Origin of the sequence: Bacillus sp. FSL K6-2971, assembly GCF_038006405.1 — a bacterium.
Taxonomy (GTDB): Bacteria; Bacillota; Bacilli; order Bacillales; family Bacillaceae; genus Bacillus; species Bacillus pumilus.
On the sequence record NZ_JBBOVD010000001.1, the window covers coordinates 195,570 to 215,272 of the forward strand.

Here is a 19,703-nt window from a genome sequence, read left to right on the forward strand (position 1 = left end):
GAGGAATAAATATGACAAATAGTAAAAGCGAATATCGTCGGCAGTTCCTACTCAATGAACTGAAGCGCATTGGATATAAAGCGAATGAGATTGCAAGTCTCGCAGATAAAACTCTCTATGAACTCGAAATGCTAGTCATTACAGCCAAATTTGAACAAGGAAAAGATATTGAGACTTTCAACGCCAGAATGAAGATTGAGGAGGAAGCGAAATGATTAAATTACAAATCCAAGACTTTTCAAATGGTAAAGAAGTGAACTTTGAAGCGGATAATTACACCGCTGAAGAATTCTGTCAGTTGATCACTAAACTAGACATGTACTTGCATAGAGGTTCTTTAAATCCAAACGGAAGACAAAGGGCTTCAGCAGTTGCCCCATCACCAGTTAACAGAGCGATAGAACCAACTCATACTGACAAAGCGACCAATCACAGCAAGCCATTTCATCAATATCAATCTATGTCTAAGTCAAACGATGAAAAGAAAGCTACTCCAGATCCTTCAAAAATAGCAGAACCAAAAAGAGTGAGACCGAAATCAACTGATCTTTTGAATAATGAACGAACTTTAAGTGCTAGCATTGGAGATCGCGTGAAATGTAAGACTAAATTTCAATGTCCTGAGTGTGGATTGAAACAGGATAAACAGGTTTTTAAGGGCTTTAAATTCACCGCATGTAATAGCTGTGAAACAAAGGTGAAAATCATGCCAGCTGATCTCGTAAATGGCTGGGATCACGAAGATGAGGAAGGGTACTTGTACCATGCGAAAAGTCGTTATGTTCAAGGAGCTGAAAAACTATGAAAATAGCATTCACCATTTACGCAGAGCCGGTTGCACAGGGAAGACCTCGGGCTACGACTGTAAATGGCATGACGAGGCTGTATGATCCGAAAAAATCAAGAGACTTTAAGTCTTATGTCAAGCTGGCTGCTAGTGATCATCGTCCCGAACAACTCCTTACAGGTCCTCTGGAATTGAGGGTTAAAGTTTACAAATCATTACTAAAGAGTTTCAGCAAGAAAAAGGCCGCAGAAGCTGAAAGAGGCGAGCTGAGACCAGCTAAGAAGCCGGATGTTGATAACTACATCAAAGGGATAAAAGATGGCCTGAATAAAGTCATTTGGCAGGATGATAGCCAGATAGTCGATCTACATGTAAGTAAGTTTTACAGCAGCACACCAAGAATTGAAGTCGAAGTATCTACTCTTACACCAACCCACGAGGAGGAACAAATATGTCTTTTGTAAATTTTGATGGTTTCGTTAAAAAAGTGAATCACAAGCCTAAAGGTGTCACCGAATTGGTTCTTGAAATTTCGACCAAGGAGCTAGGAAACAGCATTCAAAATCTAGCTGAAATGATCGACAACGATGTCCGAGTTGAAATTGAGAGCGATATTGTCCGGTATAACGTGCAGATTAACGCAAACACCGAACGACCAATTGTAAATTATGAAGTAGATCAGAGCGGTGTGGTCCATATAGCAAAACCTGAGTCAGAACAGCTCGAAGCTGAACTAGGTTTACCAGAAGAAAAACCAAAAATTGAAGAAAAGTCGATGGAGATTAAGCGTGAAGTGGTGGATCAATTCATCATTGAAGGTATGGCTCCAGAACAGGAAGGTTTCCCTGAGAATATGGCAGATATCGTGAAACGACGCATTGAAGGAGAATCTTACAGTAAGTTGGCCACAGAGCTTGAGATGTCATCCGGCGCCGTCGTTGATCTGATCAATGACTACCGAGCAGCAGTGGCTCCGCTTGCTGAAAAATGGTGGGATTGGAAAGAGGATCAAGCCAACGAAGCTGATCCGTTGCAAAAAGTGCAAAAGGAAAATGCTGAAGAAGTAGCTGAAGACGAAAAGGGTTCAGATGATAGCGCTCCAGATGAATATGATCTTCCTAAAGATGATCAAAAAGATGAGGAAGACGGGGCAGCCTAAGATGGCACGCAAACGCTCAAAACGGTGGTTCTTGCTTTATCGCGAAGAGGATGGACAGCGCGTCCACCTCTATGAACCACTTAAAAAATATGAACTGCACAGTCGGATCAGGAAAGGATGGAGGATTGTCGAATGATTGATAAAATCAAGTTTCTCTTCAATCATAAACACTTTTTTTGCTTCAAATGTAGAAACATAGTTTCGGTGCAGCGTGGTTATTGGCTGGAATTTAGCACGCGGGTTTTTAATGGTCCAATTTGCACTAAATGCGGAAGGAGCTTCAAGAAATGAAACAGATAGTAGAAGGCGATTGGGTGGAAGCTTTGGGTGAAGTTGCACGCAGAATGTTTCATATATCTGGTTACGTACTTAAAGTCACTGACAGAAATATTTTAGTGAAGCCGCTTAAAGGAAAGTCTACAGCCGTTCCTAAACATTGGGCTAAAAATCTAGATGTAACGATCACTGAAGATGATTTGAAGGCTCTGATTGACTTGTCCTTAGACTTAAATGACGAACACCTATTTAGAATGTGTGTGCGTGATTTGCAAGCTCTCCAGGGCAAATAAAAAGAACCAAAGCACAAGGCTCCGGCTCTAATGAATCTCGACAATTCATTATAACATGGGAGGCCTTGTGCGCATGAATAATCCTTACAAACATATAGACTCTAACATCTCAATTGATCAGCTTTTTGAAAAAGGGGAAGTTAAAGTCATTATCCTAGACGGCCATTCTAACGAAGCATTTTTAGCTGAAGCACCTATTTACGGTAAAACGGAAATCACTACACGTGACGGCCAATTCACAAACTTGAACTACAGCAGTTCACACAAAATAAATCTATAGCAGGAGCTTCCTCCTGCAGGGAGGCATTCAAAGTGAAAGAAATCTGGTATTCAAAATCACCATACGCTGAATTTTGTATCTTCAATACTGCGAGCGGGTATGTTGCCTATTGGCGCTCTGAGCTGCTTACAGATGGGAAATGGAGCGAGCATGACACGTATCCTACCTATCAAGCAGCACGTCGGAATCTTGGTAAAGTCGGCTGTGCTGGAAGCATGAAAAGGGTCGAACAATTGCCATGGGAAAGCGTTGCATGACCTTGAAGGGAATATGTCTTACTGATGAGTTTACACCGTTAGAAAAGGGCGTAGAATACTTTCTCTTTCCTCTCGGTGCCGCTCATTATTATGTATCAAAGTTTAATCGCTCTGGCTCATACTATGGAGCGTTTGAAGCCAGGCATTTTTTAATAAAGCAAAAAGAACAACACCAGGAACAGCTGACACTTTTCTGAGGGAGGAACATATGGAATTTAAACCATCTGAAAACATGTCATATGAAGGGCTTTGGATGGCTCTCGATGACATCAAACGGCGTATTGGGGATGCGGTGCTGTCTGGTGATCGCATCAATAGCCATTACATCAAAGGACAAAGAAAAAAAGCTGAAACAATTAAAGATGAGCTGCTGCGCCGATTTAATGAACAGGCGCAAGCAAAATTGAAATAAGAAAGGAAGATCATTGTGAAACTGAGAAGCATTTTTTATTTAAACGTACAAGGCATAAGACTTTTGGGAGGATGGGATCACTATCCTAGTGAGGACGAAATGCGAAACGCATTAATTGAAATGTATGGATCTTGTACTCAATTAGGAGAACGGCCAATTATTTTTGAAGTCATTAAGCAAAACACGTTTTATCAAGGTGATATACAAGATTTGCAGGGGGATTACTAATGGAGAAGCATGAGTCAAACGGTCCTGTCATCTTCACTCTGATGGCTATCATTGCGATCATCGTGATCGTTGGTTTGATGCAATGAAACACAACACTAGAAATGACAAGGAGGACATACGAATGGAAAAACAATTAGTATTCGTAAAAGAAAATGAAGTGGTAACGGACAGCGTGACGATCGCTGAAATGTTTGGAAAAGAGCATAAAAATGTCTTGAGAGACATCAAATTTCAAATGGAATATGCAGGCGAAGAATTCTCACAGCTCAATTTTGAGCCGTCAACTCATGAAGTGCGAGGCAAACAATACCCGAAATACGACCTAACCGAGGAAGCATTTACATTGATCGTATTCAGCTACAACACGAAAGAAGCTGTTCAAACAAAAATTAGATTCATTCAAGAGTTTAAGCGAATAAAAGAATACATCCAGTCACAGGAACGACCAAAAGCTATGAGTGATAAAGAAAGCCTGCTTGCAAGCATGAAATTAACCATTCAATTGAACGAGGATGTTGACGGAATGAAAGAAGATATAAAGCAACTTCGTGATGATCTTGATAAAAAAATAACCTTGGATTATTCACAACAACAAGCCATGAAAAATGCTGTTAACAAACGAGTGCATAAGCTATGGAACGAGGATATGGTCGATAAATCAATCTATGAAAATACGAGAAGACTCTACTCGGCGTTATGGAAGAATTTAAAAGACGCTTACAGGGTGAATGCTTATCCAAACATCCTCCAAAAAGATTTTGAAGAGGCTATGAGCTTTATTGAGGGATGGAGACCTATCTTTAACGGAATCAAAACAGCCTAGCGGCTTAGGAGGAGACAGAATGAGAGAAATCAAGTTTAGAGGTTGGTATGGAATTCGAATTGGGATGATGGCACCAACATTTGATGGTGATGTCAATGAAATTTTCGCTGATAAACATGGTGATTATATGCAGTACACCGGATTAAAGGATAATAACGGCGTTGAGATTTATGAGGGGGATATTATAGTTGATGACCAAAAGAACTCAGCACAAGTTGTCTTTGATGAAGGATGTTTTTGCGTAATTGGTTACTTAGGAGACCTACGAACTCATCCACTTCGTGATTATCTGTTTTGTGGAAAGACTTTTGAGGTCATCGGAAACATCTATCAAAATCCTGATCTATTGTAGATCGCGCAATAATAAGGGGGAGTAGAATGCTTAAAGAACAGTTTCGTTTTAAATTATCAAAGAAAATAATCAAAGAAGGAAATGAAAGTTTACTTGATATGATCTTTACTGCATCAAAAAGGGAAAACACAGACTTGTATGATATTACAAATAACATTGATGTAGAATCACATGTTTATCAAGCTGACTGTATTGTTGCATTTATAAAAATGGGTGAGTGGATTTTAATTGAAGAACTTATGCTTGATAGATCAGAACTAGCAGCCATCAAGGACAACATTCTCCATACAGAAATGCTTGGTCATAAGCTAACGAAAATCGAAAAAGGGATCTTAAAAAAGGTTGAAGAAGCGATGTATCCTTCTTCAATGCAGGTTGCGAATAACTGAATAAAATCATACGACATAGATCGGTGCAAAATTGCCCTGGTCTATGTCTTTCATTGTTTATAGGAGGTTGAGGAAATGGGAGCTGAACAATTAACCTTACTGCCAGCGATCGATGAGAAGCAAGTTAGAAATGCTCTGATCAAGGAGCTTAAGGTCTACAGGGCCCTGAAGGTTAAGGAAGAAAACAAAAAGGAACAAGAAGCAAACGGCGCAACAGGTCTTTTTCCTTCTCTTAGGAACCAGGAAGTTTTAAATGAACTGAAGGTCCGGCAGATAGAAAGAGCGCTAGAAAACAGCCTAGATGAAATTGAGCAAGACATCATCCGTATGAAATACCTGACATCACGTGTGGTTAAGGATTTGGAGGTGTGTGAAGAACTGGGTCTGAAGAAAGACCGGTATTACAAATTGAAGAAGCAAGCGACGTTTAATTTTTCAACAGCACTCGGAATCATATGAGTGCTGTTTTTTGTATCTTTATTCCTATTTAATGACAAGTTTTGTGTTGGTAAGATTGACCTTGTCAATGAATAGGAGGGAGTGACTTCTTCTGGGGAAGATACTTGATGCAAAAGCACTTACAAGTGCAATGGACGCAAGGGCAAAACACTATCGGGAACTCCGCGAACAAATGGTTGATTTAAAAAAGGCTCTACAAGGCGTGGCAAACCTTGGTGATGATTTCACCGGAAAAGGTGCCGACAACATTAAAAGTTTCTATAAAGAGCTAGCAGGAAATGTGGACATGTTTATCAGTTTCATTGATAAGCAAGCAGCCTTTCATGAAGGTGTATCCGGTACACTGGATGATACGAGCTTTGGCGGTGACACCTTTGTAGAAGAACACTTTTTAGACAATGCAGTACATATGGGCATCAAAAATGCCAAAAGCATTGTGAAGGATCAAAAAAATGCGCTCAAAACTATTTTTGAAGATATTGATGACCTCATTTCTCTAGAGGTATTTGATAGTAAAACCTTTGATGAAAAGATCGAAGATGCGGAAGATGAACGAAAAAAGACGGTCAAAGATCTAAGCGAGCTTGATCAAAATTTAAAAGATGAATATTCTTTGTCAGAGACTGAGGAGAAGGCTACAATGGCATTGTATGCAGAAATGATGAATGCCACGAATGACGGGAAATCCATTTCACCTATGAATTTTGACAAAAAAGCATTTCAAGATAGTGAAATCTACAAGGCAAAAAGCGATATTGAGAAGCAAACTGCAGAATACCTTAAAATCAAAAAAGAACAAGAAGAAGCCCGCGAGATTGCAAAGGAACAAGAAGCACTCGCCAACCGTCCTTGGTATGAAAAAGCCCTCGATTATGGAGGGAACATTGTAAATGAGTTAATAGGTGTGAATGATGCAAAAAGAGCCGCAACAGGCATTGATCCAATAACAGGCGAGGAACTCACCGCAGGCCAACGAGTCGCTGCAGGTGGCATGGCAGCAGCCGGCTACATCCCTATTGTCGGTTGGGCAGGACGCATTTTCAAAGGCGGAAAGGCCGTCTATAAAACGACTCAAACAACGTCAGCCGCAGTAAGAGCGATCGACATCTACAAGACGTCACAAAAATCTTTTGACGCTTTAAAAACATCTCAAAAAGGTTTATATGGCCTCACCGCCACAAACGGATTCAGCGAAGCGATTACGGGGCGAGATATGTTTGGGAATAAGATCTCGAAAGAACAACAAGAGGCGAGTATGAATGCTGCGCTTGCAATGCTTTTACCGTTTGGGGCGAAAGGGTTCGATGGGAAGATAGGTACTATTAAAAAAACTGAACATGTTGGTAAATTGAAAGGGAAAGAAGTTCTATTAAAAGACATTTTTGAAACAGAAGTAATCTATACTAAGCGTGAACGAGAAGATTTCAAACAATTGAGAAATAAATTTAATAATTCAGTTAGAAAAAATTTCTTGCAAGATTTAGTAAGCGATGAGAAAAAAATTAAGCCACTCATAAATTCAGGTTTAACTGAAATGGATATTAAAAATCTAAAAAAAGGGTTAGTACCAGATGGATATCAGGTTCATCATAAGCTACCATTAGATGATGGAGGGACGAATGATTTTAAAAATTTAATACTAATCAAAAATGATCCATATCACAAAGTTCTTACTAATTCTCAAAAAGAATTAACTAAAGGTTTGAATGTAGGTGAATCAATAAATATTAAATGGCCAATACCAGAAGGGTCTATATATCCAACGACTAAAGGATAGAGGTGTAATTATGGTTTTAGAATTACTAGAAGAAATTGAAAAGATTAAAAATCAAGATGGGAAATCCATTATGTCACCTGCGGGTGATAAAAATATTCAGTTAATAAAAGAGTGGGTTTCAAAAAATATACGAGAAAATATATGGATAAGTGAATATGAAAAGTTGTTGAAAATAGCAAATGGTTTAGAATTTAATGGATTAGTTATATATAATGCGCAATCTGATGATGAGAATAATGGTTTTATAGGAGCAAATGAAATTTGGCGAGATAATGAGTGGAATAGTGATTACCTGTTCTTTGGAGATTCAAGCATTTCTTGGTACTGCTTTGATATAGATAATTGTGTGTTCCTTGAACTAGATAAGCCTAGTGGGGATATTATGGAAGAATATAAAAGCTTTGAAGATATGATCAATGAAGCAATAAAAAGTGTGCTGTAAAGGACATTTGTAGATAGTATCTGAAGGAAATACATTTACGTTAGAAAAACAGTGTTCATAAAAAAACCTTGATTGGCTTTATGCCTATCAAGGTTTTTTGTGTTTATTGGACTCCTTGCCGAGAAAAAGCCGATAAAAAACCGACAAAAAGGGGGATAAAAAGGGGACCTTTTTTCTTAAGCGGATCATCGTATGATAGAGACAAGCAAAACGAACGTGAATATTTTGTCCAGAAGGAAGAACCTGCGGACGCTGATCATTGAGCACTTTAAGTGCCTTGATTGGTGTCCGCTTTTTTTATTGGGAGACGCGTCTTTCCCTTATCAATGGCGTATCTGGATACGGAACAAAGGTGTTGAGGAATGTGGCCATACGAGAGGGACATTCTGAGCCTGGATAGCAGCTAGTCTGCGGCAGCCGTATCGAGGACAGTTTTTCATTTTACTTGATGATTGACTGTACTTGGCATCCTCTCGGAGTGTAGTCATCATTCAAAAATCTATTTAAGCGAATAGCGTAAGGTGGTGCTTATTCGGCAAGGAGAGAGTGAAATGGAGATCAGGGTTTCTGTTTCTAAAGAGACATTAAAGCAATTTAAAAGCATTGCTCCTGGTTCTAATAGAAAGAAGAAGAGCAATGCTGATCCGATAACAACGCGAGATTGGGAAGAAATCATGGGAACGAGACGCGAAACGTATCAACGACAAGGCGGCCGGGTCCGAAGAAAATAACATGGTTAATAAGTGGATTTTTCCATTTTTAATGATACTTGTGGAGGACAATCTGACTATTTTTTCATATGCTGTGATGAAAGTCAAAACTGTTGAAAGGGTGTTGATATGAGCCGCAACAGAATGGACGATTTTTTCTTTGGTTCTCGTAGGAGAAAGAATTGTAATTGTAAGGACGAAACAATTGTTTCACCAACACGTAATATCGTCAAAAAAACAACTAGTGAGAATACAATCAGACGAATTCATCCAACTCATATTACAAATGTGAATAAACACATCAAAAAAATTGAGAATTTTTATCCAGTGACAGAATCGTATGAGAATGAGTGCTGTGTTGAAGAGTACGATTGTGGAAGTGACTTGAAAAATCCTTGTTGTCGTCGTGTGAATAGATAACATTTAACCTTACTTTGATATTGAGCGTCCCTCTGGGGCGTTTTTTTTATGGGAATAGTCATCTTTTTGGGGTGTATGGCTGCAAGTGCTTTGGTGAGGGATAGGAGCGCGAAAATATAAAAAGGGAGCTGATAAGCATGGCATCAAAATTTGGTGTATCTGCGAATCCAAAAAAAGCGAATCACATTTTAGGAAAGGACAAGGTTGTGGTTGTTGCGGTTCAGAATCACAATGATTACATTTGTGGACCAAACCTTATTCCTCAACGAAAAGTTGCAGGGAAATGGGTTACGATCAAAACGAATTCACCTAACCCGCTGAACCCAGCAGAGAAACAGTACGATGAATTCGATATTAAGGAATCACTAGGTAACAAGAAAGGTACTTATCGATTCAGAGTGGACGTAGAACGCCACGACAAACATGGTAATCATGTTGAAACTGTTGGTACGTTCTACACAAACGAGTTTTACATCAAGTAAGCAGCTGATGCCGCCTCCTGGGCGGCATCTTTTGTTTTAATAGGAGGAAACATCATGAATATCAAAACAATCCCCGTACATAGAATTAACCCTGCACCATATAATCCCCGCATCGATCTGCAGCCAGGAGATCCCGAGTACGATTCACTAAAACAATCCATAGACAAGTTTGGATACGTTGATCCGCTCATCTGGAATGAACGGACAGGTCATCTCGTAGGGGGACATCAACGTTTCAAAGTATTGATGGAGGACAATCCAAGTGAAATTCTGGTATCAGTGGTTTCTTTAAATGACCAGGATGAAAAGGCCCTAAACGTAGCATTAAACAAAATCAGCGGCCATTGGGATGAAAACAAACTTGAAAAAATTCTAACAGAACTAAAGGATAACAATCTTGATCTAGAAACTGTTGGATTTACTGAAGAAGAATATGAAGACCTATTAGACAGTGTTTCTATTGAAAATGAAATCGTGATTGTTGAGGAAGATAATTTTAATGTGCAAGAGGCACTAGACAATATAAAAGAACCAGAAACAAAGTATGGGGATGTATGGCGGCTTGGCCGGCATACCCTAGTGTGTGGAGACGCAACAAAGATAGAGGATGTTGACCGATTGATGTCTGGCCATAAAGCAGATCTAGTCATAACTGATCCACCTTACAATGTAGCGGTTAAAAGTGATAGCAAAAAGTTAAATGATGATGGCCATGCATCGATTTTAAACGATTCTATGGATGATGATCAGTTTGATTTGTTTTTAAGAGAAGTTTTCCTGAATTATTCAAGGATCATGAATGAAAAGGCAGCTATCTATGTTTTTCATGCTGCTTCATATCAACGTGCTTTTGAAAATGAGATGCGTAATGCTGGTATTGATATAAGATCGCAGTGTATCTGGGTGAAAAATTCACCTACATTCGGATGGTCGCAATATCGCTATATGCATGAACCTGTGTTTTACGCTTTCAAGAAAGGGTGTGCACCTAATTGGTATGGTGATAGAAAGCAAGTCACTGTGTGGAGAGCTGATACCACTGAAGAAGGAGAACCAGCAACAATATGGGAAGTTTCACGTGGTGATGTTACAAAATATGTACATCCTACTCAGAAGCCGCTTGATCTTATTAATATCCCATTAAGTAACAGCAGTAAAAAAGGTGATCGAGTGGTAGATTTCTTCGGAGGTAGCGGATCAACTCTGATGACATGTGAACAAACGGATAGAGAGGCCCTTCTTTTAGAGCTTGATCCTTATTTTTGCGATGTAATTAAAAAGAGATTCACTGAATTTACGGGAATTGAACCTGAGTTGATATCTTCTTTATAAAATAAAAAAGAGGGTGCTGACAACACCCTCCCTTCAAAGACAGAAAGAACCTCCCTGCCTAAGAGCGTGATCAAGACGCGGCCGCGTTTGTGCGAAAATATCACGCTCTCAAACCATATTGTAATGGAGGACAGGGAGTATGGCAAGAGAAAATAAGAACATCCGTTCTCGTTATGATGAAGAAAGAGAAGAGATGCTACTTTTACTACAGGCTGAACAAGCTGAAGACATAGAGAAAGCCACTGCAAATTTAAGAAAGATCACGCAGGCGGCTATTGCTCAATGGGTGAGAGATTTCAAAGCAGGAAACATAAAGTTGACTACTGTGGAAGACTTGAAGAAGCTCATTGAATTAGAAATGTACCTGCTGAAAAATGATGAAATTTGAAAACAACTCAAACTTAATTCAACAGCTCGGAGGTGGGTGATATGTAATGGCTAGACCGCGAAATCCCAAAAGAGACCAGGCATTCCAATTGTGGAAAGAAAGCAACGGAACCCGTTTGCTGAAAGACATTGCTGAAGAATTAGAGTGTTCACAATCGCTTATCCGCAAATGGAAGAACCAAGACTCTTGGGATGAGAAATTGAATGGTAACGTTACTAAACCGAAAGAGAAAACCAATGGTAACGTTACTAAACGTCCTGGAGCTCCAAAAGGCAGTAAAAATGCCAAAGGGAATAAAGGCGGTAAAGCTCCACCTGGTAACCAAAATGCTAAAGGGAATACTGGTGGTGCTCCAAAAGGAAACAGAAATTCTGTGCGAACAGGTGAATATGAATCTATCATGTTCGATTATATGGACGACACAGAAAAGGAGCTCTTTGAACAGATTGAGACCGATCCGCTCTATCAAATTGAATTGACCATACGTGAGCTTAGTATTCGAGAGCGGCGCATGATGCATCGGATCATGAAGTATGAAAATGGTTTAACCGATAATCAGCGACGTGTTCTTCAGCAACTTAGAAAAACAAAAGATGTCGCACCTTCGACAAGCGAGAATGGTGTTGTTAAATACGTTCCAATTATCAATGAACGTCTTGTAGTCACTGAGGTGGAAGAAACTCAATTACCTGTGATTGACCGCATCCTTGAAATAGAGGAAGCATTGACGCGAGTAACAGACAAGCGTCTTAAAGCCATTAGGCAGAAACACGACATAATGAAAACTATGTCAGAGCATGAATTGAGGCTGCGTGGTCTTGATCTTGCAAACCGAACGAGAGAGGCAGAACTGGAGCGAATCACCGCTCGACCTGTCGATGACTCTGTACAGATAACGATTAAGAGAGCAAAGAAAAAAGGTGATGGCTGATGCAACTGATGGAAAAAGAGGTCAATCCACACTTTGAGGACTTTCTTTTTGACTGGGATCAGAAGTTTCAGTTCTTGGTGGGTGGTTATGGATCATCTAAAAGCTATCACATTGCGTTGAAACTCATCTTAAAGTTACTGGATGAAAAGAGGACAGCCCTTGTGATTCGTGAAGTCTATGACACACACAGGGATTCAACCTTTTCGCTGTTTGAAGAGATCGTGAATGATCTTGGACTCGATCATGTCATTCAGTGCCGGACATCACCGCTCATGCTGAAATTCCATAACGGCAGCCGGATCATATTCAAAGGTCTGGACAAGCCAGCCAAGTTAAAGTCGATCAACAACATCTCAATCATATGGATTGAGGAATGTTCTGAGGTTAAGTACGAGGGATTTAAGGAGCTGCTTGGTCGTTTGCGTCATCCAACGTTACAGCTGCACATGATCCTATCGACGAACCCTGTCGGCCAGGATAACTGGACATACCGTCACTTCTTTAAGGATGATCAGAACAACCGCTTTGTCCTGGATGATGAAAGGTTATACAAAGAGCGAACGATTGCTATCAAAGATATGTACTATCATCATTCTACAGCTGAAGACAACTTGTTCCTTCCGGTCAGTTACATCAAGCAGCTGGACGAATTAAAAGAATATGATCCCGACCTTTATCGCATAGCTCGAAAAGGCCATTTTGGCGTAAACGGAATTCGTGTGCTGCCACAATTCGAGGTGCAGCCGCATGAAGATGTGATGCTGGCCATCTCAAATATTAATCGCCCTTTGCTTAGAGCGGGAATGGACTTTGGTTTCGTTGATTCATATAACGCTGTTGTAAGGTTGGCTGTAGATCACGAGAAGAAGTATCTATATATCTATTGGGAGTATTACGATCGCGGCAAAACTGATGATGTCACGGTTGAGGACTTGAAAGAGTTCATTGAAACAAAAGAGCTCATAAAGGCCGACAATGAACAAAAGACAATCGCATATTTCCGCAAGATGGGATACAACATGGTGCCCGCTCATAAGTTCCAAGGGTCACGCTTGCAGTACACCAAGAAGATCAAGCGATTTAAGAAAATCATTTGTTCCGACTCGTGCAAAAACACGATCTATGAGCTTCAGCCGCTCACGTACAAGACAGACAAGAACGGTAACATCATAGAAGACGAGTTTAAGATTGACCCTCATACTTTTTCGGCTATCTGGTATGCGTTAGATGATTATGAGGTCACCGATCTGAAAGAGAAACCAAAAGAGCGGACACGCCCAAATAGAGAAAGGAGGTCACGCTGATGAAAACAGTCAGAGCAACAGTGATGAAGGCCAATGTGTCTGAAACCACTAAGCAGATTTATGAGGATGGATTTAATTACGAGGCTGATGATGTGATCGAGCCGCCATACAATATCAAAGAGCTCAAACAAATGGCCGAGTATTCTACCATTCTTCAGCAATGCATCGATGCGTATAAAACGAATATTCTAGGATTCGGCTTGGGACTTGAATATACTTTCGACTTTAACGCTGAGAATGCACCAGAGGGAAAGAAAAAGGCAGCTGAGAAAGAGTGGACCCAACTTGAAGAGTTCGCCAGATATATGAACTATGACGAGTCAGCCGAAGTGGTTCTAGGTTATGTGATAGAGGATCGGGAGCGGACAGGGAATGGCTTTCTTGAAGTTTTACGTAATGGCACAGGGCAACCAGCAGGGATTGAATATTTAGATGCTCAACACATGCGAATATGTAAGATAGGTGATCCTGTCGAGATCGACTTTAAATATACCGATCATGGTCAAGTCAAATCTCTCAAAAGAATGAAGAGATTCAGAAAGTATGTGCAGCAGGTCAACACTAAAAAAGTATTCTTCAAGGAGTACGGCGATCCAAGAACATTGAACGCTGCTACGGGAGAATACAGTGAAGAAACTCCTTCTAATCTTGTAGCAAGCGAAGTCATTCACTTCAAGATAGGAAGCGGTACATATGGTGTTCCTCGCTGGATTGGTAACATCGTCAATATGTATGGAGCCCGCAAAGCTGAAGAGCTGAACTATCTGTACTTTAAACAAGGTCGTCATGTGCCAGCTGCAATTACTGTAGAGAATGGAATGCTTTCTGAATCTTCATATGAGCAGCTGCAGGAATACATGAACGGCATTGAGGGATCAGACAATGCACATAAATTCCTGTTACTCGAAGTGGAAGGGATTCCTAAAAAGGATGAGATATCTAACGATGAAGAGCCGGCTAATGTAAAGGTTGATATAAAATCACTGGCCGAGATTCTCCAGGAGGATGCGCTGTTCCTTGAATATGATGAGAAGACGAGAAACAAGATACGTTCCTCATTCCGTTTGCCGCCGATCTACACAGGCGAGTCACAGGATTATAACAAGGCGACAGCTGACACTGCTCGAAAGACAACTGAAGAGCAGGTATTTCAGCCAGAGCGAATGATCATCACTGGCAAGCTCAATACACTCTTTCTTCCTGATCTCGATCTCTGGTATGTGCGCCTTATATTAAATGGTCCTGACTTTCGTGATCCGCTCGAAATTGCAAAGGTTCTTACACCGTTTATTCAGGCTGGGGCAGTATCGCCAAACGATTTACGAGATTTGGCGGGACGTATTCTAGGAAAAACGTTAGAGGAATGGCCAGAGGAAGAGTATCACCGACCAATTGAGGCGAAGCCAAAGGCATCAACTAGCTTGCTTGATACGGTTTTTCAGAAGTCAGCAGGTTCTCAGAATGAATTGGTATCGATCCTCAAAGACCTTAGGGATGAACTAGAGGAGATCCGCAAATGAGCAAGATTGATCAGCTGATAAAAAACATCAATACCTTTGTTCAAAAAGCGGAAGAGGATGATGTCAAGGAACTGGAAGCAGCTGTAGCAGATTTCCCTGAACTGAAGGACGTTCCCTCTTTGGTGGAAGAGTATGAGAAAACCACCGCAAAACTTCTTAGATTGCAACGTAGGACGTTTTTGAATGCACTGAATGGTTTTGTATCCAAGGATGATTCGGAGACGTTAGAATCAATTCTAGCGTTCTTTAATAATGATTTATTCACTTCAGATGAATTTGCGGAGCTGTTCGGAAAAGAAACGGCCATATTCTTGACTTTGACTGTCACGCAGCTGGCTGAGAAGATCATGTATTCCATCGATGCAGATATTCCATTCAAGGTGCTTTCTGAGAAAACTGAACAGTGGATTGAATCCTGGTCGCAGGAGTTGGCGCAGCTGATGAAGCTGAATACTCATGAGGCAATTGAACAAACGTTGAAAGAGGGAATAAAAGAAGGACGCTCTATCCAAGAGATTGAATTGGAGCTGAAAGACCTTCCCGAATTCAGCCGGAAGCGCGCACGTGTGACAGCTGTAACTGAAGTGTTGACCGCTTCTTCTGTTGCTCAACATGAATCATATGTACAATCTCCAGCTGTGACGGGAAAACGATGGAAGCATAGCGGAGGGAAAAAGAATCAGTCGAGAGAAAGTCATGTGCAGCTGGACGGCACGATCATTCCTTTGGATGAAGAATTTGAGATACCAGGCAGCGGAGAGCGGTGTATGTTTCCGAGAGATACAAATCTAACTCCAAAAGAGCGGGTAAACTGCCATTGTGCTGTGGGCCCTGTGGTTGATCCTGCTATTTTAGGATTGTCAGCAGAGGAAAAAGAAGAAATTAGAGAAGCAGTTTTGAAAGGAGGTGAATGAATTGCCACGCGAATTGATTAACGCAAAAATCACACACGTTTCATATGTAGACAAGGCTGCTAATCAAAAGCAGTTCTTTTTTATGAAATCAGAAAAGCAGCCAGACTTTCAAAAAGAGATAAAGGTCATTGCGAAAGCTGATGATGTGCAGCGTCTTGTGTACGGTATTGTATATGAACCACACGTTGCTGATGCACATGGGGATTACATGACACCAGAAGAGATCGAAAAAGCCGCTCATGGGTTCCTGAAGGATGCACGTGAGATCGACAAGCAGCACGACTTCCAAGGCGGTGTTGGGGAAGTCGTCGAATCTTATATCGCTCCTTCTGACTTTGAAATGGGCGATGAACTGATTCAAAAAGGATCGTGGGTTCTTGTGACGAAGGCTTCCGATGAAATTTGGGAACAGATTCAAAAGGGCGAGATCACCGGATATTCAATGGCCGGAACAGCGGATATAGGAAAACAAGAGGATCACAAGCCAGCTTCTGATGAGAGGGGGCTTTTTTCTTTGCTCAAAAACTTCTTTCTTAAAGGAGAAGTAAAGAACCGATACGACAAAGGCCGCATGCGTCGTGAGTTTTGGGCGGCACAAGAGGCGCTGAATTCCGTTTTGTATAAATGGGGTTCTTACGACGATGGGGACTTGGAGACTGATCCTGAAAAGGTGAGGGCAGCACTGCAAGATTTTGTGGAAATCACAGAAGAGATTTTGCTTACTGATGACTTGGCGGGGATCCAAACTGACCCACCTAAAGAAGTAGCAAAAGCTGGCCGAAAGTTTTCAGCTGCTAACTTAACTGAATTGAAAAATGCAAGAGCCGCTATAGACAGCTTATTAAGTCAAGCGGAAGAGAAGGAGGAAGAAGAAGTGAACAAAGAAGATCTGCAAAAGATGCTAGATGAAACAATTGCACCAGTTGTAAAACGCCTTGAAGACCTTGAAAAAGGAGAAGGCGAGCAGCAACCTGATCCGCAAGAAAAACAAATTGATGAAGAGGTCGCAAAAGAAATGGCCGCAGCTGTAGAAAAGGCAATGGCTCCAGTTGTTGAAAGAGTCGAAGCACTGGAAAAGGCACGTCCACAAGGTAATGGTGTAGAGGATGCACAACAACAAGACTTACAAAAATCTGAAACGGTATGGGGCGGCTTGCTTTAAGCCGAGAAAAAGGAGGAACTAGAGTGAGAAATCAAGAGGTAATTAACAAAGCGGAAGTGACGCTGGGTACTTTAAAGACAGGCGGTCTCATGAATCCGACCCAATCTAGCACATTTATTCGTATGGTGCAAAATGCACCAACACTGCTACAAGATGCACGTGTTATTCCAATGGATAGTGATGCACAAAAAATCGAAAAAATCGGTTTTGGTCAGCGGATTCTTCGTCCTGGTCAAGAAGGTGTAGGTTTAACTAATGAGCAAAAGACTGCGCCAACAACAAGCACTGTGGAGCTTAATGCAAAAGAAGTCATCGCTGAAGTAAATATCACATATGATACGTTGGAGAACAACATTGAGGGTGACAATTTACAAAACACTATCATGCAAATGCTTGCGGAACGAGCAGCGGTCGATATTGAAGAATTGATTTTGAATGGTGATACGAAATCTAATGATGCATATCTAGCGCAACTTGATGGTATTCGTAAACAAGCGGAATCTCATATTGTAGATGTTGCGGGTGAACCACTTACACGCCAAGTATTCAAACAAGGATACAAAGCTGTTCCATCTAAATATTTGCGTATTCCGCAAGAATTCCGTTTCTATACGTCTCCGGGCCAAGAAGTGGAGTGGAAAGACAAAGTAGCGGATCGTCAAACGAATCTAGGAGATGCAGCTGTACAAGGTGGACTTTCTTCTGCATTCGGTGTGCCGGTCAAAGGTATTGCAAACATGCAGCCATATGGAATTGGAGAGGACGGCACAGATGTTTCAGACATCTTATTGACTCATCCGAAAAACATTATTCTTGGCTTCTCTCGTAACATCCGCATTGAAGTTGATAAGGATATCCGTAGACGTAAATTCATCATTGTGTTGACTGCGAAGCTCGACAGCAAATTTGAGGAAGAGGATGCTGTTGCTAAGATTATCAAGGTCAAGGAGTGATCAATGTGTATACAGCGGTTTTGATCAAGGGAAAGACATACGCTGTGATGGGGCATGTCTTTCTTGTTAACCAAGTTAAGGGTATTGAGAAAAAAGTTTTTCAATATCTCGATGGCAATGAATTTTTTGCTTGTAAGGAAGTGAAAGCTCCTGTTGATGATTCAAAAACGGATGATCAACCAAAAGAAAAGCCGCCGGAAGAGGAACCAAAAGAGGAAGAAGAACCGCAACAAGAACAAAAAATCTACACTGAATCAGAACTGAAGGGCATGAACAAAACTGAACAAGAAGCCATTGTTATTGATCTTGGCGGCGATCCGTCTCAACTCAAAGATAAGAGTGAAAGAATTGCCTTCATCCTCGATCATCAACAGCAACAAGAAAAAACAGGAGAGTAAGGCTGATGCTGATCTCTCCTGAAGATGTTAGGGCATATACCGTATTCGAGAGCGTGAAAAACCGCTCTGACGAACTCTTAATCAGTGACATCATTGAGGCTGAAGCTGAAGTATTTCAGATCGTAGGTCATGATTTCTCAAACGAAAAATATCAGCCGCTTCCTGAAAAGGCGAAGATCGCATTGATTAAAATGGCACAGTTCTTCGCACTGATCAATGGGGATGAATCAATCATAAAGGGTTATAAATCTGAAAAGATTGGTGACTACTCTTATACACTGGCAGACGGAAACGCCGTTTCAAAACCAGATGTGTATAACCTGTTGATAGATTTCATTGAGCCGGTATTAGCTCCAGAAGATCCAGGCAGCATCAAATTAAGGTTGAGATCGCTATGAGCTATCAATCTTTATTAACGGATCGATGCGACATATATCACCTGAAGGAAGAACAAAAAACAGGCAATCTCTATGGAATACCTGTCCAAGATGCGCAGCCGGTCTTTTCATATCCTGATGAGCCTGATCAAGTTGATCAAGCATGTTACTTTACTGAAAAGAACCAATCCATCACACAGCAGGAGCCAAACGCAACCATTCATCAATCGTACCTTGTTCATTTTCCTAGTAATGCTGATGTCCGAATAAATGACAAAGTAGTATGGGAAGGCATTACTTTGAAACTGCAAAAGCCCAGACGGATCAAAAACCATCATATTGAGGTGGTAGCGATGAGGAGTGAAAGCCTATGAGGATTGATGGTCTTGATCAATTCATTGAGGACTTGAATGCAGCTGTTAATGGCGGCTTGCAAGCTGAATATGAAGAATGGTTGGAAGCGATGGGTTATGAGTTCCTAGACATCGTTCAAGATGAAGTTATCCGAACAAAAACGGTGGATGCTCGCCGTTTGCTCAACTCATTCCAAATGGGAGACCAAGAAAACGTATTTTCTATGAGCAGCGGTGGTCTTACCTTGGATGTAGGGACCAACTTGGAATATGCATCTTACACAAACGATGGACACTTTACAATTGATCCTAGTAAAAATCAGGACAGGCGATGGGTTCCTGGTAGATGGGTTGGTGATCGGTTTGAATACGATCCAAACGCTGAAACAGGAATGCTTCTAAAGTTCCAATGGGTTGAGGGAAGCGGCTATTGGGATAATGCACTTTCAATTTTTGAACAGATGTTTGAACACTCATTGGACCGTAAGCTGCAGCAATGGATCGATGAACAATTCGGGCGGTGAT

General features: G+C 41.0%; 30 protein-coding genes. All 30 read left to right on the forward strand.

Annotation, left to right across the window (positions count from 1 at the left end):
* Positions 1 to 11: 11 nt before the first annotated feature.
* The 30 genes from MHI33_RS01145 to MHI33_RS01290 all read left to right on the forward strand — a co-directional run bounded on the left by MHI33_RS01145 (position 12) and on the right by MHI33_RS01290 (position 19,702).
* Positions 12 to 215: a hypothetical protein gene (locus MHI33_RS01145; protein ID WP_340908414.1), complete on the forward strand. Its 204-nt coding sequence runs from the start codon at positions 12 to 14 to the stop codon at positions 213 to 215.
* Complete coding sequence (locus tag MHI33_RS01150) at positions 212 to 805, forward strand: hypothetical protein (RefSeq protein WP_340908416.1); 594 nt, start codon at positions 212 to 214, stop codon at positions 803 to 805. The genes MHI33_RS01145 and MHI33_RS01150 overlap by 4 nt, the downstream gene beginning before the upstream one ends.
* Entirely contained in the window at positions 802 to 1,251 is a 450-nt protein-coding gene (locus tag MHI33_RS01155; RefSeq protein ID WP_144500299.1) for a RusA family crossover junction endodeoxyribonuclease, read from the forward strand. Before MHI33_RS01150 ends, MHI33_RS01155 begins: the two co-directional genes overlap by 4 nt.
* Entirely contained in the window at positions 1,239 to 1,946 is a 708-nt protein-coding gene (locus tag MHI33_RS01160; protein ID WP_340908423.1) for a hypothetical protein, read from the forward strand. The genes MHI33_RS01155 and MHI33_RS01160 overlap by 13 nt, the downstream gene beginning before the upstream one ends.
* A 287-nt stretch (positions 1,947 to 2,233) precedes the next feature.
* On the forward strand, positions 2,234 to 2,515 hold the full coding sequence (locus tag MHI33_RS01165; RefSeq protein WP_319610217.1) for a hypothetical protein: 282 nt from the start codon (positions 2,234 to 2,236) through the stop codon (positions 2,513 to 2,515).
* A 73-nt stretch (positions 2,516 to 2,588) separates the two neighbouring features.
* The gene (locus tag MHI33_RS01170; RefSeq protein WP_099681638.1) at positions 2,589 to 2,795 is read left to right on the forward strand and encodes an XtrA/YqaO family protein; all 207 of its coding nucleotides are present in this window, start codon (positions 2,589 to 2,591) and stop codon (positions 2,793 to 2,795) included.
* Between the two features lie 32 nt (positions 2,796 to 2,827).
* Entirely contained in the window at positions 2,828 to 3,052 is a 225-nt protein-coding gene (locus MHI33_RS01175; RefSeq protein ID WP_340908429.1) for a hypothetical protein, read from the forward strand.
* 208 nt (positions 3,053 to 3,260) lie between these two features.
* Positions 3,261 to 3,464: a DUF6877 family protein gene (locus MHI33_RS01180; RefSeq protein WP_340908431.1), complete on the forward strand. Its 204-nt coding sequence runs from the start codon at positions 3,261 to 3,263 to the stop codon at positions 3,462 to 3,464.
* Between the two features lie 15 nt (positions 3,465 to 3,479).
* Positions 3,480 to 3,692: a hypothetical protein gene (locus MHI33_RS01185; RefSeq protein ID WP_268507013.1), complete on the forward strand. Its 213-nt coding sequence runs from the start codon at positions 3,480 to 3,482 to the stop codon at positions 3,690 to 3,692.
* A 121-nt stretch (positions 3,693 to 3,813) separates the two neighbouring features.
* Positions 3,814 to 4,515: a Rha family transcriptional regulator gene (locus MHI33_RS01190; RefSeq protein ID WP_340908438.1), complete on the forward strand. Its 702-nt coding sequence runs from the start codon at positions 3,814 to 3,816 to the stop codon at positions 4,513 to 4,515.
* A 19-nt stretch (positions 4,516 to 4,534) separates the two neighbouring features.
* Positions 4,535 to 4,867: a YopX family protein gene (locus MHI33_RS01195; protein WP_340908440.1), complete on the forward strand. Its 333-nt coding sequence runs from the start codon at positions 4,535 to 4,537 to the stop codon at positions 4,865 to 4,867.
* Between the two features lie 26 nt (positions 4,868 to 4,893).
* Positions 4,894 to 5,256: a hypothetical protein gene (locus MHI33_RS01200; protein WP_319610212.1), complete on the forward strand. Its 363-nt coding sequence runs from the start codon at positions 4,894 to 4,896 to the stop codon at positions 5,254 to 5,256.
* Between the two features lie 75 nt (positions 5,257 to 5,331).
* On the forward strand, positions 5,332 to 5,715 hold the full coding sequence (locus MHI33_RS01205) for an ArpU family phage packaging/lysis transcriptional regulator (RefSeq protein ID WP_340908444.1): 384 nt from the start codon (positions 5,332 to 5,334) through the stop codon (positions 5,713 to 5,715).
* A 130-nt stretch (positions 5,716 to 5,845) separates the two neighbouring features.
* The gene (locus tag MHI33_RS01210) at positions 5,846 to 7,492 is read left to right on the forward strand and encodes a T7SS effector LXG polymorphic toxin (protein WP_445661767.1); all 1,647 of its coding nucleotides are present in this window, start codon (positions 5,846 to 5,848) and stop codon (positions 7,490 to 7,492) included.
* 10 nt (positions 7,493 to 7,502) lie between these two features.
* Positions 7,503 to 7,934 (forward strand): YrhA family protein, encoded by a 432-nt coding sequence (locus MHI33_RS01215; protein WP_340908446.1) that lies wholly within the window; start codon positions 7,503 to 7,505, stop codon positions 7,932 to 7,934.
* A 551-nt stretch (positions 7,935 to 8,485) separates the two neighbouring features.
* The gene (locus MHI33_RS01220) at positions 8,486 to 8,665 is read left to right on the forward strand and encodes a hypothetical protein (protein WP_340908447.1); all 180 of its coding nucleotides are present in this window, start codon (positions 8,486 to 8,488) and stop codon (positions 8,663 to 8,665) included.
* A 123-nt stretch (positions 8,666 to 8,788) separates the two neighbouring features.
* Complete coding sequence (locus MHI33_RS01225) at positions 8,789 to 9,064, forward strand: spore coat protein (RefSeq protein ID WP_340913750.1); 276 nt, start codon at positions 8,789 to 8,791, stop codon at positions 9,062 to 9,064.
* Positions 9,065 to 9,201: 137 nt separating this feature from the next.
* On the forward strand, positions 9,202 to 9,546 hold the full coding sequence (locus tag MHI33_RS01230; protein ID WP_262089543.1) for a structural protein: 345 nt from the start codon (positions 9,202 to 9,204) through the stop codon (positions 9,544 to 9,546).
* Between the two features lie 54 nt (positions 9,547 to 9,600).
* Positions 9,601 to 10,878, forward strand: a complete 1,278-nt coding sequence (locus tag MHI33_RS01235) for a site-specific DNA-methyltransferase (RefSeq protein ID WP_340908449.1) — start codon at positions 9,601 to 9,603, stop codon at positions 10,876 to 10,878.
* A gap of 139 nt (positions 10,879 to 11,017) precedes the next feature.
* Positions 11,018 to 11,266 (forward strand): hypothetical protein, encoded by a 249-nt coding sequence (locus MHI33_RS01240; RefSeq protein ID WP_065098997.1) that lies wholly within the window; start codon positions 11,018 to 11,020, stop codon positions 11,264 to 11,266.
* 46 nt (positions 11,267 to 11,312) lie between these two features.
* Positions 11,313 to 12,197: a phage terminase small subunit gene (gene terS / locus MHI33_RS01245; RefSeq protein WP_340908452.1), complete on the forward strand. Its 885-nt coding sequence runs from the start codon at positions 11,313 to 11,315 to the stop codon at positions 12,195 to 12,197.
* An 8-nt stretch (positions 12,198 to 12,205) separates the two neighbouring features.
* Positions 12,206 to 13,501, forward strand: coding sequence for a PBSX family phage terminase large subunit (locus MHI33_RS01250; RefSeq protein WP_340913752.1), 1,296 nt, complete (start codon positions 12,206 to 12,208; stop codon positions 13,499 to 13,501).
* Complete coding sequence (locus MHI33_RS01255; protein ID WP_340908454.1) at positions 13,501 to 15,021, forward strand: phage portal protein; 1,521 nt, start codon at positions 13,501 to 13,503, stop codon at positions 15,019 to 15,021. The genes MHI33_RS01250 and MHI33_RS01255 overlap by 1 nt, the downstream gene beginning before the upstream one ends.
* Entirely contained in the window at positions 15,018 to 15,935 is a 918-nt protein-coding gene (locus MHI33_RS01260; protein ID WP_340908456.1) for a phage minor head protein, read from the forward strand. The genes MHI33_RS01255 and MHI33_RS01260 overlap by 4 nt, the downstream gene beginning before the upstream one ends.
* 1 nt (position 15,936) lies before the next feature.
* Entirely contained in the window at positions 15,937 to 17,097 is a 1,161-nt protein-coding gene (locus MHI33_RS01265) for an XkdF-like putative serine protease domain-containing protein (RefSeq protein ID WP_340908458.1), read from the forward strand.
* A 23-nt stretch (positions 17,098 to 17,120) separates the two neighbouring features.
* Positions 17,121 to 18,050 carry a phage major capsid protein gene (locus MHI33_RS01270; protein ID WP_340908459.1) on the forward strand — a complete coding sequence of 310 codons (930 nt, stop codon included), beginning with the start codon at positions 17,121 to 17,123 and terminating at the stop codon, positions 18,048 to 18,050.
* Positions 18,051 to 18,055: 5 nt separating this feature from the next.
* A complete protein-coding gene (locus tag MHI33_RS01275; protein ID WP_081277210.1) occupies positions 18,056 to 18,448 on the forward strand; it encodes a YqbF domain-containing protein in 393 nt (130 codons plus the stop codon).
* Between the two features lie 5 nt (positions 18,449 to 18,453).
* Complete coding sequence (gene yqbG, locus MHI33_RS01280) at positions 18,454 to 18,846, forward strand: protein YqbG (protein ID WP_340908466.1); 393 nt, start codon at positions 18,454 to 18,456, stop codon at positions 18,844 to 18,846.
* Positions 18,843 to 19,199: a DUF3599 family protein gene (locus MHI33_RS01285; RefSeq protein WP_340908468.1), complete on the forward strand. Its 357-nt coding sequence runs from the start codon at positions 18,843 to 18,845 to the stop codon at positions 19,197 to 19,199. Before yqbG ends, MHI33_RS01285 begins: the two co-directional genes overlap by 4 nt.
* Complete coding sequence (locus MHI33_RS01290) at positions 19,196 to 19,702, forward strand: HK97 gp10 family phage protein (protein WP_340908470.1); 507 nt, start codon at positions 19,196 to 19,198, stop codon at positions 19,700 to 19,702. Before MHI33_RS01285 ends, MHI33_RS01290 begins: the two co-directional genes overlap by 4 nt.
* Position 19,703: the final 1 nt, after the last annotated feature.